The 17355-nt window shown below is 67.4% G+C and carries 12 protein-coding genes; 7 read left to right on the top strand and 5 right to left on the bottom strand.

Translation table 11 applies throughout. The features are described 5' to 3' along the window. Both TU31_RS30885 and TU31_RS30880 read left to right on the top strand, forming a co-directional pair. On the top strand, positions 1-557 hold a 557-nt coding region (locus TU31_RS30885; protein WP_370682776.1), incomplete at its 5' end, for a WD40 repeat domain-containing protein. Continuing rightward, positions 554-1447, top strand: coding sequence for a serine peptidase (locus TU31_RS30880; protein WP_158894799.1), 894 nt, complete (start codon positions 554-556; stop codon positions 1445-1447). The genes TU31_RS30885 and TU31_RS30880, both read left to right, overlap by 4 nt. Before the next feature lie 473 nt (positions 1448-1920). On the opposite strand, the gene TU31_RS30875 is transcribed toward TU31_RS30880, so the two are convergent. The 4 genes from TU31_RS30875 to TU31_RS30855 all read right to left on the bottom strand — a co-directional run bounded on the left by TU31_RS30875 (position 1921) and on the right by TU31_RS30855 (position 6596). Next, positions 1921-2703 carry a hypothetical protein gene (locus TU31_RS30875; protein ID WP_042160650.1) on the bottom strand — a complete coding sequence of 261 codons (783 nt, stop codon included), beginning with the start codon at positions 2701-2703 and terminating at the stop codon, positions 1921-1923. A 30-nt stretch (positions 2704-2733) separates the two neighbouring features. Then, complete coding sequence (locus TU31_RS30870) at positions 2734-3204, bottom strand: hypothetical protein (RefSeq protein ID WP_042160647.1); 471 nt, start codon at positions 3202-3204, stop codon at positions 2734-2736. Positions 3205-4004: 800 nt separating this feature from the next. Continuing rightward, positions 4005-4616 (bottom strand): DUF4913 domain-containing protein, encoded by a 612-nt coding sequence (locus tag TU31_RS30860; RefSeq protein ID WP_042160642.1) that lies wholly within the window; start codon positions 4614-4616, stop codon positions 4005-4007. A gap of 870 nt (positions 4617-5486) precedes the next feature. Continuing rightward, positions 5487-6596: a C40 family peptidase gene (locus TU31_RS30855; RefSeq protein WP_442267808.1), complete on the bottom strand. Its 1110-nt coding sequence runs from the start codon at positions 6594-6596 to the stop codon at positions 5487-5489. 608 nt (positions 6597-7204) lie between these two features. Between TU31_RS30855 and TU31_RS30850 the strand changes: the two genes are divergently transcribed. Next, on the top strand, positions 7205-7954 hold the full coding sequence (locus TU31_RS30850) for a DNA-methyltransferase (protein ID WP_042160639.1): 750 nt from the start codon (positions 7205-7207) through the stop codon (positions 7952-7954). A 96-nt stretch (positions 7955-8050) separates the two neighbouring features. Here the strand turns inward: TU31_RS30850 and TU31_RS30845 are convergent, their stop codons facing one another. After that, on the bottom strand, positions 8051-8986 hold the full coding sequence (locus TU31_RS30845; protein ID WP_042160720.1) for a DUF5655 domain-containing protein: 936 nt from the start codon (positions 8984-8986) through the stop codon (positions 8051-8053). A gap of 173 nt (positions 8987-9159) precedes the next feature. On the opposite strand from TU31_RS30845, the gene TU31_RS30840 reads away from it, so the two are divergent. From TU31_RS30840 to TU31_RS30830, 4 genes are all read left to right on the top strand, one after another. Beyond that, positions 9160-9993 carry a DUF5677 domain-containing protein gene (locus TU31_RS30840; RefSeq protein ID WP_042160638.1) on the top strand — a complete coding sequence of 278 codons (834 nt, stop codon included), beginning with the start codon at positions 9160-9162 and terminating at the stop codon, positions 9991-9993. A gap of 401 nt (positions 9994-10394) precedes the next feature. Next, positions 10395-12656: a helix-turn-helix domain-containing protein gene (locus tag TU31_RS39980; protein ID WP_245698905.1), complete on the top strand. Its 2262-nt coding sequence runs from the start codon at positions 10395-10397 to the stop codon at positions 12654-12656. Positions 12657-12711: 55 nt separating this feature from the next. After that, entirely contained in the window at positions 12712-13965 is a 1254-nt protein-coding gene (locus tag TU31_RS30835; RefSeq protein ID WP_245698904.1) for a restriction endonuclease-related protein, read from the top strand. Next, positions 13962-17264, top strand: coding sequence for a hypothetical protein (locus tag TU31_RS30830; RefSeq protein WP_042160635.1), 3303 nt, complete (start codon positions 13962-13964; stop codon positions 17262-17264). The genes TU31_RS30835 and TU31_RS30830 overlap by 4 nt, the downstream gene beginning before the upstream one ends. Positions 17265-17355: the final 91 nt, after the last annotated feature.

Here is a 17355-nt window from a genome sequence, read left to right as displayed (position 1 = left end):
CGGTGCAGGTGTGGGACCTGATGATCGGCACCCGCCCCCCCTGCACACTCGCCGCCCACGTCGGCAGGGTGTTGGCGGTGGGGGTGGTGGAGCTGGACGGCCGGCCACACGCCATCACCGGCGGCGAGGACGGGTCGTTGCGGGTGTGGACGACCGGCCGCCAGCCCCGCGCTTTCGCCGCCCACGTCGGCGGGGTGCGGGCGGTAGGGGTGGTGGAGCTGGACGGCCGCCCACACGCCATCACCGGCGGCGACGACGGGTCGGTGCGGGTGTGGGACCTGACCACCGGCACCCAGCCCCGCGCTTTCGCCGCCCACGTCGGCGGGGTGCGGGCGGTAGGGGTGGTGGAGCTGGACGGCCGCCCACACGCCATCACCGGCGGGAACGACGGGTCGGTGCGGGTGTGGGACCTGACCACCGGCACCTGCCGGACCACGTTTTACTGCCCCGCACGCGTGTCAGCCCTCACCGTCACCGCGGACGCCATGGTCATTGTCGGCTTCGGCCACGAGGTGGCCGCCCTCAGCCTCGCACCCCTGAAAGGCAGGCTCAGTTGACCACCCCCGGTAGTCCACCACTGCGGATCGTCGCCGTGCACGGCGTCGGCAACAGCTTCGGCGCCGACATCACCGGCACCCGCCTAGAAGAGCTCCGCGCGCGGAAGGCCGCCGTCTGGGCGCGACAACTGGGCAGCGCCCTCAGCGTGTCCGCGGACCGGATCGACCTCGACTTCGCCTACTACGCGGACAAGCTCCTCACCACCACCCCCGCGGCCCAAGGCGAGCAGGACGGCGACTTCCTGGACGACCCGCTCGCCCAGGAGATGCTCTCCACCTGGGCGCAGGAGCTGGGCGTCCCTGACGAGGTGTCGCAGGGCCACGCCACGATGCCGCTGCGGGCGCTGTCGTCCTGGGTGGCGCGCAGGTTCGACCTGGCGGAGGGGCCACTGCGGGTCTTCCTGCGGACCCTGTTTCCTGAGGTCGCCGCGTACCTGCGGACCGAAGACGCCCCACAACGCACGGCGGCGCGCGAGGAGGTCGCCGCACGGATCGCCGAGCGTCGACCGCACGTCGTCATCGCCCACTCCCTGGGCTCGGTCGTCGCCTACGAAGCCCTGCACGCCCACCCGGGCCTTCAGCCGGATCTGTTCCTCACCCTGGGCTCGCCGCTGGCACTGCCCCGCGCGGTCTTCGAACGCCTCATCCCCGCACCGCGTCCCCCCGGCCGCGCACCGCAGGGGGCGCGTCTACCCGGGCAGACGCGATGGGTCAACATCGCCGACCCCGGAGACCCTGTGGCCGTCCCACCCCAACTCAGCCAGCACTTCGACGGGATCGCCCTGGACCACACCACGGTCATCAGCCCCCTCTTCCATTTCCACCACGCCACCAACTACCTACAGTCCGCGACCACCGCCGCCACCCTCGCCCCCTACCTCGGCATCTGACCCTCGGGCGCCATCAGCAGCACGGCCACCACCGTCGTGTTGCCCACCGAGATCCCCGTCTCCCGATGCGGCACCCATGCGCCCAGGTCGCCCGCAAGGGCACGGCTGGCCGATGGGCGAACCCGTTCGGGCGCACCGCCTCCTGCCGCACGGCCGTTGCGCACATCCCGCTGGACGGTCCCGGCAGCGGATTTCGATGAACCCCCGAAGACTTCTTGAGTCGACCACTAAGCACGGAAGCCACTTGACAGATCTGATTCCACATAATCGACAGTTCGTCGTGGTGGAGATGGAAACCCTGGCCGAGAAGGGGCTGGAGGGCGGGGTCACCGGAGACGGTGGAGCCGGCCAGGTAGACGGGGGAGACGTAGAAGTCTCCGTCAGGAGCGTGGGCGGGCATGGGGGACGGGTCTCCGTGTGAGGTGGTGCACGGGCGCCATCGCGGCTTCGGGGTCTGGCGGCGGGCAGGGGGATCACCGTGTCCGTGAGGGGTGGGAGTGCGCCGTGACGTGTGCCGGGACATGCGGTTGGGGTGCCGGCGCGTGGGAGAACAACCCTGGGACGGCCGTACGGGTTCGCCGTACGGCAGCGCTGGCCCTGGCAGTGCTGGCCGCTGTCAGTGTGGGCCTGTGCTGCCCAGATACGAACGCGGCCTTCGACTCGAACGCGGCCAGCTCTGCATAGACCTGCCCGAGTGCCTGGGCGGCCGGGGTCAGGGTGTATCCGGCACGGAATGAGGAGCCGGTGCGGGTCAGGAGCTGGTCCTGCTGAAGCTGGTGGAGGCGGTTGTAGAAGGAGCTCGAGGCGAGTCCCGATGCCTTGTGAAGAACGCCGTGCTGAAGGGGGCCGTGCTGCGAGAGAGTGTGGAGGATGCCGACCGCACCGTCGCCGCGCAGTCGGCGCAGGGTGTCCTCCGTCCGCTCCGCCTCGGCGACTGCCAGGCCGCCGGCACCGGAGTGTGTGCGGTGCCAGGACGCGAGCGTGCGGTGCACGCTGTGTGCGTGCCGACCTGAGGGGGCGACCTCGTAGGCCCCGAAGCCCGGTCGGTCCAGCAAGCCGTTTGTGTGCATGCGCCTCAGGATGTGGCTCGAATTCGCTGCGGTGAGCCACGGAAGGGCGGCGGTCAGCTTCGTGGGGGTCATCTGGCCGTGCTGCGTGATGGTTTGCAGCGTCCAGGTCGTCCAGCGGGGAGCGAGACGGTCGATCGCCTTGCTGACCAGCGCAGCGTTGTGTGCTGATATGCGAATTTCGCGCATGTCGAGTTCTCCGGAGTCGTCGTGTCGTGTTCAGCGGGTGTGGCGGGGGCGCGGCTGCGTTGCGGGAGCCGCAGGCGCCTGCGAAGGGGCGGTGCCCCAGCCGCTGCTGCCGTGCAGAGAACGGGCTCGGGCGGCCTGAGCGCGACGCCCGAGAGGCTCCGTGACGGCGGATGCCTGCCGCTCCAGCTCCAGCCGGTGCGCCGCGGTCCGGTAAGCGGCCTCATCCTGACGCTCACCGACGGCCAGGAGGTAGATCTCCCTCGCGTGCTGCGAGGAGGCCGGGGCGTCCCGGTACTGGATGACCAGTCGCCACCGGGTCTCCGGATCGACGTAAACCTTGTGGCAGCCCGCCAGTTCACGCTGCAAAGCGGCACCGCGCTCGTTGCCGTGGACCAGGTGCTGCAACTCCAGCAGAGCCAGGCCGCGGATGTCCTCCGGTACGGAACGCAGATCGGCAAGGGCCTCGGGATGAGCCGCGAAGGCGTACCAGGCCCGACTCACGACACGCTCCGACGCACACGTGCCTGCGCGGCCGCGGTTCGGTACGGCGCTCCGGTCAAGGAGACCGTCGGCAGGGCGGCGTCGGACGTGACCGACGAGCGTGATCGCGCCGCACGGGACAAGCGCCCGTCCGACGGCCGCGGAGACGGGGGCGGCGGAAGCGCGCAGGAACGCTCCAGGGCCCACTCACGCGCAGCGTCGGCCGTGGCGAAGGCGCCCTCCCGGACCGTGTAGGAGCGGAAGTCCTCGGTCGTCTCTTCGAGAAACAACCGGTAAGGCCGGGTCGCCGAATCGGGAGCGGCGTCATGGAGAAGTATCTGCACCTCGACCCCGAGCCCGGCGGGTCCCGGATGGCAGGTGTGGTGTCGACGACCGTGTACCGCCCGTCCGGGTTGACCCGGAGCTGCTCCTCAAGGCGCGACGTCAGCGCGTCGGCCGGGCGGGGCCAGTGGATGCTGGACAGCTCCACCGCCTCATCGGGGCAGCCACGACCGATCATCCAGTTCTGTGCCAGCGGGACGGTCGGGTGCGCCTCGGAGGCGAAGTCGAACGTGCGCCGCTCATCGTCCCGGCTGATGTGCAAAGTGACGTACTCGGCTGTACCGGGGACGTCCCAGATCGCTGCCCAGTCATACATCAGCAGGTAGCTGTCGCGTCCGTCGGCACTGTGGTGTTCGACCAGGGGCAGGAACATGTCGTCCGAGAGCGTCACCGAGGAGAAGTCCTCCTCGGTCTGTTCGGTGGTGGCCTTGAACCCGTCTATTCGGTAGTCCGGCCGGGGGAGGTGAAGCTCGGCCATGTCAGACTCCGGCCGGCTCGGGGGAGGCGAGCAGCTGGTGGTTGGGCCGGGCCGGGCTGGTGGTGCACGCACCGAACGGACCGTCCGGTGTGCGGAGTTGCAGCAGGGCAGGGTCGAGGTGGTCGCGGTGCCAGGTGGAGGGCCCTGCCAGGCCGGCCTTGACGTCGGTGAGCTGCTGCCAGGCCAGCCACAGGGCGTGCAGCCGAGCGACGGCTTCGGGGTGCTCGTGCCACTGTGGGCACCACGGGCGGCCGGTGGAGATCTCCCGACCGTAGACCGGCAGCAGAAGGTGATGCACCCAGACGGTCAGGCCGGCGAGTTCCTCGGCGTACGCCTTGCCGTCGAGCGCGAGGATGAAGACGCTCGACGTCCCCTCCGCCCCGGCGGCAGCCTCCTCGCTGCTGGCCGAGGCGGAGTCCGGCGTGGTGCCTTCCTCAGAATCTGGCTCGGCCTGTTCGTCGTCCTGCTCGGACGGCTGTACGTCGGTGAGCCGGGCGAGCGTCTCCCCCTGCTTGCGGCTCTCTGCGGCCAGCTGCGTGACGGTGGAAACGAGGTCATCCAGGGCGTGATCCGGTATGCGTACCGGCTCGCTCCCGTGAGCGGGTTCAGACATCGATACCCCTTGGATTGAAGATGCGGGGTGCCGAGGATCCGGAGAAGGCAGGGTTTGGCCACGCCGGAAATCTCGTGTAGATGCCCAGCTCAAAGCAGTGCGCAGTGGTGATAGGGGACCGGGGTGGGGCGAGGATCGGCAAGGCTCGGATGGCCTGTTGTGGCACAACGCCATTGCCCAGAAGTCCGAGTTGGGCAGGGCACCCAGTCCTGGGTGGCGGTCACCCAACCGGGACCGAGGCACTGCACCCACTCAACGAACGGCGGTCTCAGGCGGCCCGCTTCATTGGTCGGCCGCGGTGCCGGGCGGGGGGACGCTCTCCCATCGAGCGATGGCGGCGGCATACGGCCCCCAGGCCCTGCCCCGATCTCCGTGTCCGCCGGCTCCGCGAAAAGCGACAGCGCCTCCACCAACGGTGCCCCAAACCCGGGGCCCTTCCGTTTCGAGGCGACGCGGCCAGTGTGGTCCTTCATGCGGGGCTCCGGCGGTGGCAGAGGTCAGGTATCGAGGGACGCGGGGCCGCGGCAGGCGCCACAGTCGGGGAGGAAGTGGTGCGAGGAGAGCGGCTGCGGGCGCGGGCTGCGTCGACGCGGGCCGCAGGCGGGGTGGGACTCGGGGAATCGCGTGGACGCGGCGGTTCGCGTTGGTCGCCGGTGGCGATCTGCCAGCGCTGACGGACTTCCCCCACCGGCCCAAGGGCGTGGAGGGCGTAGCCGATCAGCCGCCCTGGCGCCAGCGACTCGTTGTCGGCCAAATCGCGCACCTGTCGTGACGCCGTGGCTGATGTTCGTATGAGGTCCGCACCGCGTACGACCCCATTTTGGGCATGCGAAGGCCCACGGGAAGGAAGAGGGAGAAAGAGAGGGGTGGTCAGGCGACTCGGCGGGCGGCGAGGATGTCCGGCCGCCAAGAGGTAAGGGTCGAGACCTTGACCACGTCGTCGCTCTTGGGGGCCTGCAGGATCAGTCCCTGGCCGATGAACATCCCTACATGTTCCGGCCGGGCGGCACTGCCGCGGATGAAGAGCAGATCGCCAGGGTTCAGGGCGCCGACACTGACTGCCTTACCTTCCTTGACCTGCGTGTAGGTGGTCCGCGAGAGCGAGACCCCGCCGGCCTTGAACGACGCCTGCATCAACGACGAGCAGTCACACCGGCCCATCGGATCCTGGCCGTGTGGAGCAGTGCAGTGACCACCCCACTGGTACGGAGTACCGAGCTGACCCAGGCCCCAACGAATCGCCGTCCGAACCGGCTTGGGTGCGGCGGCCGGGATCTTGTAGCCCTTGGGCACAGATCCGGCCGGGATCGAGCCGAACCTGCGCCCGTCACCTCCCGTGCCGCACCCGCCAGCGGAGGCCTGCGACTTGGCACCCTTACCGGAACCGCTCTTAGCGGGGAGATTCTTGGCAATGGCCTTCTGAAGGGCTGTGGCCAGCGGCTCCCACTTGGCGTAGGCGTCCGGGAACCCGCTCGCCTGGACCGCCTGCGCGGCCTGGGCGATGGTCATCGACTGCCAGCCCGAGACCTTCCGCAACCGGTCATAGAACTCCGTCGAAGCGTGAACCGGATCCCGGACCTGTGCCGCAGTGCCCCAGCCCTGGCGGGGCCGCTGCTGGAACAGCCCGAGAGAATCCCGATCGCCGTAGTCCAAGTTCCGCAGCCCCGACTCCTGCAAAGCAGTCGCCAACGCGACGACCTGCCCGCGGGCAGGCACCTTCATCGCGACACCGGTGGCCAGAATCGTCTCGGCGTTCGGGATCTGCTCCTTGGGGTTGTCCAGCCCCGGAACGGACACCGATCCCTTACCGCTGCTCTTGAGGATCGACTCCACCTGCTTGGCCACGGCCTTGCCGTCCACCGCACCGGCCTCACCGCAGGCAGCCTGGGCCTTGCTGACGCCGGCCAGAGCCGCGGCGGGCGCGATCAGCAGCATCGGGGCGAGGACGGCACCCCCGGCTATCGCTGCGGCCCTCTTCACAGCTGGCCACCGGACCGTCGGCGCATCCGGAGATTGGGCCCGGGGGAGGGGCGTGACTGGGCATGCTGCATCGGCAGCTCCTTACTCGTAGGCAGCGTGGCGCCGGCGTTCTCGTCGAAATGGCCACCGGCACCACGCCGGTTAAATGCTCGAAAGCCCCCGAAGGGGGATCCCGTGCTTCGGAACTGCTAATCCCGAAGCGCCGGAACCCTTATCGCAATGCGGCAGCCAGCCGCGCTCGTAATCTCAGGCGCCACACGGTGAATTCCACTCCTCTTATCCCTCATCAGGGCTTTAACGGGTTCTGAGCGAGCCGCCATTGGACAAGGCAACACTCATCAGCACAGTTCAACAGGGCCGGAGTCAGGGCCTGTCCTGCGAACACGCCGAGACTGTAGAGACAAAATCCGGCCGCACCAACCCAGCCGCGATCAAGAAATCGACGGCCAAGATCACGTTATTGGGTGCGGCCGGAAAAGGGCGCTAACCTCCAGCCCACTGCTCGCTCCAGGAGGTCGCCCAGGCGGCTTCCCTGAGTGCGTTGGCGCGCCAAACCCGTCCTATGGATGCGCGCATGTGTCCGTCTTCAGGAAAGAGAGATCCGTCGAATGCCGTCGTACACCCTGCATCGAGGCGATGCGCTGACCGTCCTGAAGTCTCTCCCGGACGAAAGCGTCGATGCCGTCATCACCGACCCGCCCTACAACTCCGGCGGACGCACCAGCTCCGAACGCACCGCCCGCACCGCACGAGCGAAATACACCAGCGGCGACGCCCGCCACAACCTCGCCAACTTCCCGGGCGAGAACCGTGACCAGCGCTCCTACCGCGCCTGGCTGACCGAACTGCTCACCGAGGCATACCGAGCGAGCCGTGAACACGCCGTCGTCATGGTCTTCTCCGACTGGAGGCAGGACCCCACCACATCCGATGCTCTGCAGATGGCCGGCTGGACCTGGACCGGAAAGATGCCGTGGATCAAGCCGGCCTCACGCCCCCGCAAGGGCGGGCCGAAGCAGGACTCCGAGTTCATCCTCTGGGGCGTCAAGGGCTCCCTCGACAACACCCGCGACCTCTACCTTCCCGGCCACTACATCGCCTCCCAGCCCCGCAAGGACCGAGTCCACATCACACAGAAGCCCATCGAAGTCATGCAGCAGCTCGTCCAGGTCTGCCCGCCCGGCGGCACAGTCCTCGACCCCTTCACCGGCTCAGGAGCCACAGGCATCGCAGCCCTCAAGGAGGGCCGCAAGTTCGTGGGCGTGGAGCTCTCCGACCACTACGCCACCATTGCCAATGCTCGGCTGCGCGCCGAGCTGACGAAGGGCGACTTCGAGCTGGCCGGACCGGAGGCATGAGCATGAGAGCGGAGAGCCCGGGGCCGGCGGCCCGCAGACGCCGAAGGGCGGCTGGCGCATCGAGCAACTGATGCACCAGCCGCCCTTCTCGTTGCGTTAGGCCGCTTCGAGCGCCCGCCGGATGAGGGGCGCTGCCTTCTCCAGGTCGGCCGCCGAGACGAGGCGCACCTCCAGGTCCCCGGTCCCGAGATGCCCGATGCCGCGCATGTCCCGGGTGAAGCCCTCCTCCAGCTCGACCGAGCCCGGGTCCAGTCTGAGGTACGTCAGGATCGCCTCGTGCTTCGGACGGAAAATTACCGATGCCACGTTCACCAACCGTCGGTAGGCGATGTAGTGCCGCAGAGGCGCCACCTCGACCTCGCCCCACGCCGTCAGAGCGTCGTCCAGCTCCGCGTACAGGTCCCGCAGACACTCCGGGACGCGGCCGACCCCTGTCGGCGAAGGAGTCACCGGCGCCGTCGGAGCGCTGCCGACCACCGTTGCTCGCTCCCGACTCCGGTGAGACGAGGTGGCGCCCGCGAAGCCGGGCGCGGAGTCGACGAGCAACAAGCCCAGAAGGCCACCCTCGAAGATCCGGTAGCGCACCAGGTCGATCCGCTCGGGCAGACGCTGCACGGCCACCCGGTCGTGGTGCGAGAAGCCGGCCGCGATGCAGACCATCCGCGGACGACTCCAGTCGATCGCCTCGGCGGCCTCCACGCCCAGCACCTTCCGCACGAGCGCCTCGAACTCGTGCTGCGCCGACTCCAGCCAGGACAGGTATGAGACAGCCTGCGACATCACCCCGCTGTCCGAGCCCTTCTTGAACTCGATCACCACCGGACTTCCGTTCTCGTCCAACCCCAGGGTGTCGATCCGCCCCCGGTGCCACGGCCCGGTCGCGTACTCCGACGCCAGGAACCGGATGCCCAGCATCTGCTCCAGTCCGGCCTCCACCCGCCGCTGCAGCTCCACCTCCAGCGCCACCGTCGAACTAGACAGCTCGACATCCCGTCCGTCCGCGTCCCTTCGGAACATCATCAGCTCGGCCACCACGCCCCCTCCCGCGATCTCTGCAAGGAGACCAATCGAACGAACGCGCTCGATATTCCGCCTGCGGTCGCCTGGCGCTGACCGGCTTCGATTCGGCCCGAGAACGCCAGGCCCACCTCCGCGGAATCGAAAATCGGCGGCCGTCCGGCTGTTCGCTCCGTACCGTCAGAGTCATGACGTACAAATTCGGCGCCAACCGGCAGTGCGCGGGCCGTGTCGATACGGTGCTGCCCAGCTTTCTCGACAGCGCTAACGAAGTGCTCAGCGACGAGGTGACGACACTGGAGGAGCATCGGGAGATCTTCCCGCTCCTCATGGGCTGGTGGCTCTTCACCCGTAGTACGGCTGCAGCGATGATTCACCTGTACCGACAGGGCTTCACGGTTGAGGTCAAGCCGCTGGCACGTAACCTCTTCGCCCACGCCTTCGCGATGAGCTGGCTCGTCGACAACGGCCCCGCCGCCGTTCAGGCTGTCCACACCTACCTGGGAAAGCAGGAGCAGTCGTTCACCAACAACCTGGTGGCGATCAAGTACCCGCTCCCCGAGCCCCCTCGCAAAGTCGCCCCTCCCGTCTTTCAGACCTCGGAGGAGCACCGCTGGCACGAGAAACTGGTGGGTGAGATCACGTACTTCGCCAACATGGTCGCCGCGTACAACGTTCCGATGGCCTACCCGCTGTACCGGATGCACAGCGCGTACGCCCACACCTCTGCCCAGACGGCGAACGCCTTCATCACGGTCGGGGCCGATGGGCGCGTCGGGTTCACAGCCGAAGCTACCGAGGACACCCTGACCGATCAGGTGTACATGGCGGTCTCCGTGTTCACCGCAGCGCAGGCAATAGGTCCGACGATCAAGGGCGACCCGATGAGGAAGTCACTGGAGAAGGCAATGGGCGACCTGGGGATCTCTGGTGATCTGCGGCCCCGTCGCAAGTCGTGTACGGCTCCGCGCCCGCAGGCCGGGCCGACAGGGGATTCCCGTGCGGTGACGCCTTCAGCATGACGTGCGCCCGCAGGAGGGGATGTGCGGGCGGGTGTAAGGGGGCGTCAGGGGCACTGTGGAGGACCTACAATCTGGGTGAAGCCTTTCGGTGTCGCCTTCGATGCCCACTCCGGTGGCCGGATGCCTTTGGATGACATAGCACCAGTGAGTACACCCCGATCAGTTGCACGTGCTCTGATCAGGCAGAACGTAACTCCGCAGCACGGCCTAACCATGCGGCACGAAACCTCACGGTCTCGACCTGCGCATCAAGCAGGCCAGCGACTGCGCACCGGAGGGTCACGTCTGGCACTGCTCGCTCCGCGCCGCCCCGGAGGACCACGTTCTCACTGACGCCGAGTGGGCCAGCATCGCCCGTCGCGTGCTGCACGCGACTGGCATCGCACCCGAGGGCGATCCGGATGGCTGCGACAGCCGTCGAGGAGGGCTTCGGCCTCACGCGAGTTCCGCGCGGTCCTGAAGCTGCTGCCGGCACGTCGGCGGTGAAGCGCTCCACCCGAGCCGAGCAGGAGAAGGCCAAGCGCCTGGGCGACGGCAAGACCGCGCGTGAACGTCTGCGGCACACCGTACGTACCGGGCTCTCCCACGCGAAGGACCTGGACGAGTTCTTCAACCTGCTCGCCGACGCCGGCCTCCAAGTCGAGACCCGCATGCTGCCCTCCGGTGACCTCCAGGGCTACAAGGTCGCCCTGCCCGACGACGGCACGCCCGTCTGGTTCTCCGGCTCCAGCCTCGCCACCGACCTGTACCTGCCCCAGATCCGACAGCGCCTTACAGCTACCGAAGCGCAACCCACCGCAGCCCCATCCGCCCGCCGGCACCGCCCCAGCGCGTGGCACGTGGCCACCGCTGCCGCGGAACGCAACCCTCACCACCTCGATCACGCCGACGACGGTGCCGTCCAGGCCCATCTGACCGTGTTCGGTGAAGTCCTCTACGCTCTACCCGCCCGCGCTCCTGCCCTGCTCCAGGCAGAACTCCACCGTGCGGCTCTCGCCTTCGAGCAGGCCGTCCACATCCGCGCGCACCGACCACCAGCACGCCCCCGTACTGCGCGGCGCCCTGAAGTCCATGCGGCCACCCTCGCCGCCGCCGAAGCCGCCGGCCACAACCCCGCCACCGTCCTCCAGCAAGCAGCCCAGTACCGCACCTTGGACGACGCCAAGTCAGCATCTGAAGTACTCGTCTGGCGCATTCACGCCTCGGCGACCGGCACGCACCCGGCCCCGGCGCACAAGCCGCACAAGCTCGCAACGCGCACATCAAGCCCACCTCGCAGGTCGGTATCGGACACCGGCCACAAACGCGCCATCGCCATCGCGCGCCGGCCGAGCACAGTGAGAGTGCCGCGTCGGAGGCCGTTCTGCCCGCCTCTTGGCCTCACACTCCGAAGGGGAGTGGTTGCTACGACCCGGCGACTGCGTTTTGCTGGGGGCATGGCGCAGTCCCTCACTCCCCAGGCTCTGGAACAGCAGCGTGGGTTCCGAGGTATGAGCGTGCAGGAGCTGGCCGAAGCCACTGGTGTCTCTCCTGGGTCTGTACGGCGCTGGGAGGCGGGAACACAAGCAGTAAGCGACCGAGCCTTCGGGCGCCTGCTGAAGGTGCTGCACTGTGATGCGCAAGACCTGACAGCAGGCGAACGGGGGACCGAGACACTGCAGGATCTGCGTCGCCGCGCGGGTATGAGCGCCGCCGAGGTCGCTGCGCTGCTACGACGCAAGCGAGCCTCGCAAGGTCTCCACATCAGCGCCGAGAAGGTACGTGACCTTGAGCGTGGCCGCCCGGTGAGCGGGCGGGATTGGCTGTCCCCTGAAACCCAGGGCTGGGTGGCACGGATGCTGGCCCAGGTTTACGGAATTCCCGACCGTGTAGTCATCGACGCCTGGCGCCGCACCCGCCCCAATGACATTGCCCCCACGCTTCCAGCCCGTCGACCTCGGAACACGTCCGAGGCGGCACTGACAATCTGGCGCGAGCTCAACGACCGACAGCGCAGCTACCTGACGTGCATCTTCCATCAGGATCAGGAAGCAGAAGAGGAACAGCGTCAGAATCGCTATGCAGGGGAGGCCCATCGGCCCGCTGCAGCGTGGCGACGACTGACCTTGGCACTCAGTGCGCCAGCCGACCTTGTCGGCTTCACCCGCATCCAGGAGCGGCTCCGGAAGGCCGGCATCCACGATCCGGGGACCGGGTCCTCCGTGAGCGCACTGGACAGACGGGGCCTGATCACCGTTTACCGGGATCGCCTGTACGTCGATGGACTGGGGGATATTCCGCGTACGCGCGTAGAGATGACTCGGCGCGGCCGAGCAGTCGCACGCGCAGCGCTCGGGGTTACTCCCGCTCCAGCACCGCCCGCAGCACTACTGTCGCCGTGGCTGTGGAAAATCGTGGTTCGTGTCGCGCGGGCAGGGGCGCAAGGCGTGGACGGCAGCCTCGCCGGACGGGGACCGCACTACCTTGCCGTCGGCCAGAGTCCTGACGGGCGTACACCCAGCCGTGGCTTCATTGTTCTGCGCCTCCCTGACGAGGCGGACCACGGACCTTACCGCTGGTTCCTCACCGATTCCGGGCGACGTCATATCGCCGACCACATTGACACCTACCGCTCGTTGTACCCGAGCGTCGAAGTCGGCTCCATTGCAGCGGAGTTCGCGTGATCGTCTGAGTGCTTTCCAGGCCCATTGTCAGTGCCGTGCCGTAGCCTCCCCAGCGATGATGCGACACGGAGACACGACCACGGTCCAGCAGACCCATGTCCTGCTGGAAATCGTCAAGGCATTCGCGGTGTGCGAGCACGCGATGGCCGTCGGGGATCTGGCCGGACCCCGACGTCTAGACCGCCTCATGGAAGCCCACGGGATCCTGATGGCCGCGTGCGGACCCGGCCACCACATCCCCTTCGACGAACTGATGGGCAGACTCACCGGTGAACGAGCGGGTTCTCTCGAGCGGCTGCTGCCCGAGTGGATCAACGCCGAAGAACTCATGGGCGTACGGCTGCTGGAGAGCGACGGCGTCGCAACCGAAGAAGGCTTCGACTTCCGGCATGAAGCGCAGCGTGTCATGCACGCCGCGCAGAAAGTCGGGAAATTCAGTGGCCAGGTGACCAAGCCCAAGCTGGATGACGAGTACAGCCAGGAGTCCGTCTTCAGCGCGATCAAGGGGCCGTTCTACGAGAGGCACCGCAGGACGCTGGTCGAGAATCCGACCGTCCCGAAGGAGGGCCTGGCCGCGCTTAACCTGCCGTCCCGGGCGAACGATTTTTATGGGCCAATCTCCCAGTACGGGCAGTACAACGGCTGGTGGTGGCCTTGCCCGGCCTGTCATTGGCCGATGAAGGTGACGGCAGACCGATCCAGCGGGCGTATTCACGGACAGGTGTGTTGCCTCTACCCCTGGCACGAGGAAACGGGCGCGTCTTACGAGTTCGTCGTGACCACTCGCCGTAAGACGGCCCCCGAGTTGAGCCCGACGTTCGAGTGCCGGGTGCCATCGGGGCGATTTGCCGAGCTGTGGACCGGTGCTGTTCCGCTCGTGCCGGAGGCCAGAGCGGTGGCGGAGACGGTAGCGCTGGTGCGGCCGGTGTGGCGATACACCGTTGTGCCCGGACTTCCCGAACTGGCTCTGCATCGGGCCGTCTCAGCCAGCCTCGACGGCACTCCCTGGACGTCGCATCTGTGGCCCAACGGGGATCAGTGTGACCTGTGGGTGACTCGTGAGGACAACGATGAGCCTCGCTTCATGGCCGACTTCAAGGACTACACCTGGCCCAATCACCTGGTCAGCAAACTCGACATGGATGGCGGCGACCGGGGCGGAGCCGAGTATCTGGTGGTGCCCGACCATCGCAGGGAGCAGGTGGATCAGCTCAATGCGGTGTGCCGCAGGCACGCGATGAAGGCGGCAATGACCGCGACGGACTACCTGGAGATGGTCGTCAAGCACATCAAGGGAGGCCAGGCATGAGCGGGGACATGACAGGGGCGGAGGCTGGCCTCGCCGGAGCGCTCGCGCTGGCAGCGCACTACTTCCCGCGCAAGGACGACGAGGGACACGTTCTGGCCGGCTTCGAGGAGGCCACGTTCTTCGCTTATCGCAAGCCGCAAGCTTGGGCGGAATGGCCGAACTTGCCCGTCGCCGAGCGGAACCTGATCCGTCAGGTGATGACCCTGATGGCCCAGGAGTGGACGGATCCGAAGAAGCTCAGGACCTCAGTGCTCGCCATGCTCGGAGTGCTGTCGTCCGAGCCGGACATCGCAGACCGCTCGGGAGGCTCGCTGCGTTTGCCGCCCGGAGACCCGCACCTGGCAGACGCAGCGATCCCCCGGATGGGAGGTGACTTCCTCGGATACGTGCAACGCGTCACCGGCCCCTTCTTCACCTTCGGCAAGCGCCCCAAGGCCCAGGCATTCGCCGGCCCCGGAAAGCTGAAGACGAGGACTGCCTACCTGGGCCCGGAGCACGGCACAACCAGCCGGGAGATCCACATCCCGGCAACGCCGGGCTTCCTGGAAGCACCCGGACACGAAGTCCTGCCTCAGGTGCACACCCGCCCACAGCGCGACCGGGTCGCACCGACCGTGGATCAGCTGTTGGAGGTCGCCAAGACGCTCAGCGGGCAGGACAAGAGCGTCCGCTACCTGCACAAGGTGCTCAAGCGGTTCTTCAAGAGCATGAAGACGGCAACGGGGGCGCTTACCGAACTCGACCTGACTGCTGGCGATCTGCAGCTGCTCAACGCTCCCACAGGAAGCGGCAAGACCGTCCTGGTGCGGGTTCTGGCCTCCTGGGCTGCTCTGAACGGCCGGCGCATCGCTCTCGCCGTCACAGACGTCCGGGCCACCTTGGAGATGGCCTGGGACATCAACAACGACCTGGCCTATCTCCACAAGATCAAACGTCTCACCGAGCTCACTCACTGCACGCCGTTGATGTCCCCATCAAGCATGCACCGGCGCGCCATGGACTACGCAGCCCTGGGCACCTCCACCCAGATCGACGAGTGGGACCGCCGCGCCAAAACGGACATCGGCCTTCTGTCGACAGGATGCGCGCAGCGGGCGCTGATGGACCCGCCCACCCTGTACCCCTACGGGGAAGAAAACTGCACCTCGCTGACCTCAGAGGCCACCGGCTCCAACCGGCTGACCTGCCCGTTCGCACCGACGTGCGGCAAATTCCAGCAGTTCTACCGGGCCACCAACGCGGCCGTCATCGTCACCAACCACGCAAACCTGCTCGAAGGACGCACTCGCATCGGTGTCGTGCTGGACGGGCAGGAGTTCCGCGGTCAAGCGCGCGGCACCCGGGGCATGAGCGTCCTGGAGATGACCCTGCGCTCCTGCGATGCCCTGGTGATCGACGAGATCGACGCCTTCCAGACAGCAGCGATCAGCCGCTGCACTTCGGAAATCACTCTCGCCTCCCGGAAGAGGACAACCGCACTGCGGGAGATCGACTCCGACGCGAAGAACCTTCCCGTTGTCCACGAGATGGGGCTCGTCTCACCAGTCAGCCATGCCCGCCTCATGGCCGAGATGCTGCTGCTGTGGCTCTGCTCCGGACGTGGGCTGAAGTTGAATCCCGGCAATGAAACGGACGGTCCCGACGGCGCCGGCCGCGACAACACCGGCTGGCGTCTGGCCCACTCACGGGACCGCGAGATCCTCCAGATCCTCTTCCCCGAAGCGACTGCGGCCGAGGACATCCCGCCCGAGTTGTTCGCCTTCCTCAACGAGATCATGCCCGCCCGCTGGTACGGCTCCGAGCCGGACGAGGAAGAGTTCGACCTCCCCGACGGCGCGGACTGGGACGCCGTTCAGACCGCCCTCATGACGCTCACAGCGCAGCGCGGCCAGGACCATCTCACGGACACCCGCGACGAGATGCGCAAGCTTCTCCTCGGGCTCGTGCCCGACGCGCACCGGCAGGCCGCTGTGATCAACCTGCTGGTCACCCGGACGGTGCTGCGCGAACTCGACGGCGCACTCGACGAACTGCGCGCGCAGGCACAGACCCTGCGCTACCTCGACTTGGGCTCGGTCCGCAACATCCTTGAGACCATGCGCAGCAGCACGGTGGCCACCCTGTACCCCCTGGCAATGCTGGGCCGCTCCATCCACGGCTACCAGGTCAAAGGCATGGACAACAAGGAGAAGGAAGCCGAGCTCCTCTCCCGGTCGTTCGGAGGCGATCCGCATACTTTCGTTTCCGAACTGGGCGGTCTCACTTCGCTGTTGACGGCCGGCGTACAGAGGCCCGTCATGGGACTGTCGGCCACCGCCTACCTGCCACAGGCCGTGCAAGAGCACATCCACGCCCCGGTGCGATGGTGGCTGCCCGATACACGCCCCGAATCCATCGTCACCCTCGCAACCCCCGTACGCAGTGGCGCCGGCGACGCGATGCGTATCGGTGGTCTGCCACCGGAACTGAAGCCCAACGCCTTGCGAGATCTCGGGCGGGGTCTTTACGAGCAGCAGCTCGCCCGACGCCTGACCCACTTGCAGAAGCGGGAGCCGGAACGAGCCCGTGTCATTCTCACCGTCAACTCCTACGAGCAGGCCGCCCACCTCGCTTCCGGAGTGGCGCAAGCCGACGGTCTGAACCACCGAGTCTGCCTGCTCGTGAAGAAGGCAGAGAAACAGAACTACGAGGAGAACCTGCCTCCTCACGTGGACAGGATGGTCCGCGAGGAACTGAAGGACTTCCCCGACCGCGGGGAAATCCTGATCGCCCCCCTCGCTGTCATCGGACGGGGTCTGAACATCGTCGTGGGCACACGCTCCGCAGTCCGCGACATCTATCTCTGTGTCCGGCCCGTCCTCAGCATCGAGGACACCGACTGGATGCACGCGAGCGTCAACGCCGCTGGCGTCAACACCCTCCCGGTAGGCGGCAGCGATACCCCGCTGGCCGAGTTGCGCAGCGCCGGCGAAGCCTCCTGGAAGCAACTCTCCAAGATCCTCCGCTCCCCGGCCCGGTTCTCCAATATGGACCACGACCTGCGCAAAGAACTCGTCGCAGGAATGCTCGTCCTGCTCATCCAGCTCGCCGGCCGAGCCCGCCGCGGCGAAACCGACATGACCCTGCACATCGTGGACCACGCCATCCACGACCAGAAGTTCAGCTCCGACCTCGCCACGATCATCAAGCAGATCTATGCCGACTGGAACCCCGAGCAGCGCGCGATCATGAATGAGCTCTACGGTCAAGCACTTCAGGCATTCCTCACCTACGCAGGACTCGATCGCGAGATGCTCTGAACGACCTACATCTGCCCCCGCCCTCCCCCGGTGCAGGCGGGGGCTGCTTTCCCTGTCCGGAGAAAAGCCGAGAGAAGAGGTAAGACCGTCC

Source organism: Streptomyces lydicamycinicus, from assembly GCF_000829715.2.
Taxonomy (GTDB): Bacteria; Actinomycetota; Actinomycetes; order Streptomycetales; family Streptomycetaceae; genus Streptomyces; species Streptomyces lydicamycinicus.
This window is presented reverse-complemented; position numbering and strand designations above follow the sequence as displayed.

What these genes read in the sequence shown, in the direction of transcription:
- TU31_RS30875 (WP_042160650.1), bottom strand. Translation starts at nt 2,703, where the DNA reads ATGCGCGAAATTCGCATATCAGCACACAACGCTGCGCTGGTCAGCAAG.
- TU31_RS30860 (WP_042160642.1), bottom strand. Translation starts at nt 4,616, where the DNA reads ATGTCTGAACCCGCTCACGGGAGCGAGCCGGTACGCATACCGGATCAC.
- TU31_RS30850 (WP_042160639.1), top strand. Translation starts at nt 7,205, where the DNA reads ATGCCGTCGTACACCCTGCATCGAGGCGATGCGCTGACCGTCCTGAAG.
- TU31_RS30840 (WP_042160638.1), top strand. Translation starts at nt 9,160, where the DNA reads ATGACGTACAAATTCGGCGCCAACCGGCAGTGCGCGGGCCGTGTCGAT.
- TU31_RS39980 (WP_245698905.1), top strand. Translation starts at nt 10,395, where the DNA reads ATGGCTGCGACAGCCGTCGAGGAGGGCTTCGGCCTCACGCGAGTTCCG.
- TU31_RS30835 (WP_245698904.1), top strand. Translation starts at nt 12,712, where the DNA reads ATGATGCGACACGGAGACACGACCACGGTCCAGCAGACCCATGTCCTG.
- TU31_RS30830 (WP_042160635.1), top strand. Translation starts at nt 13,962, where the DNA reads ATGAGCGGGGACATGACAGGGGCGGAGGCTGGCCTCGCCGGAGCGCTC.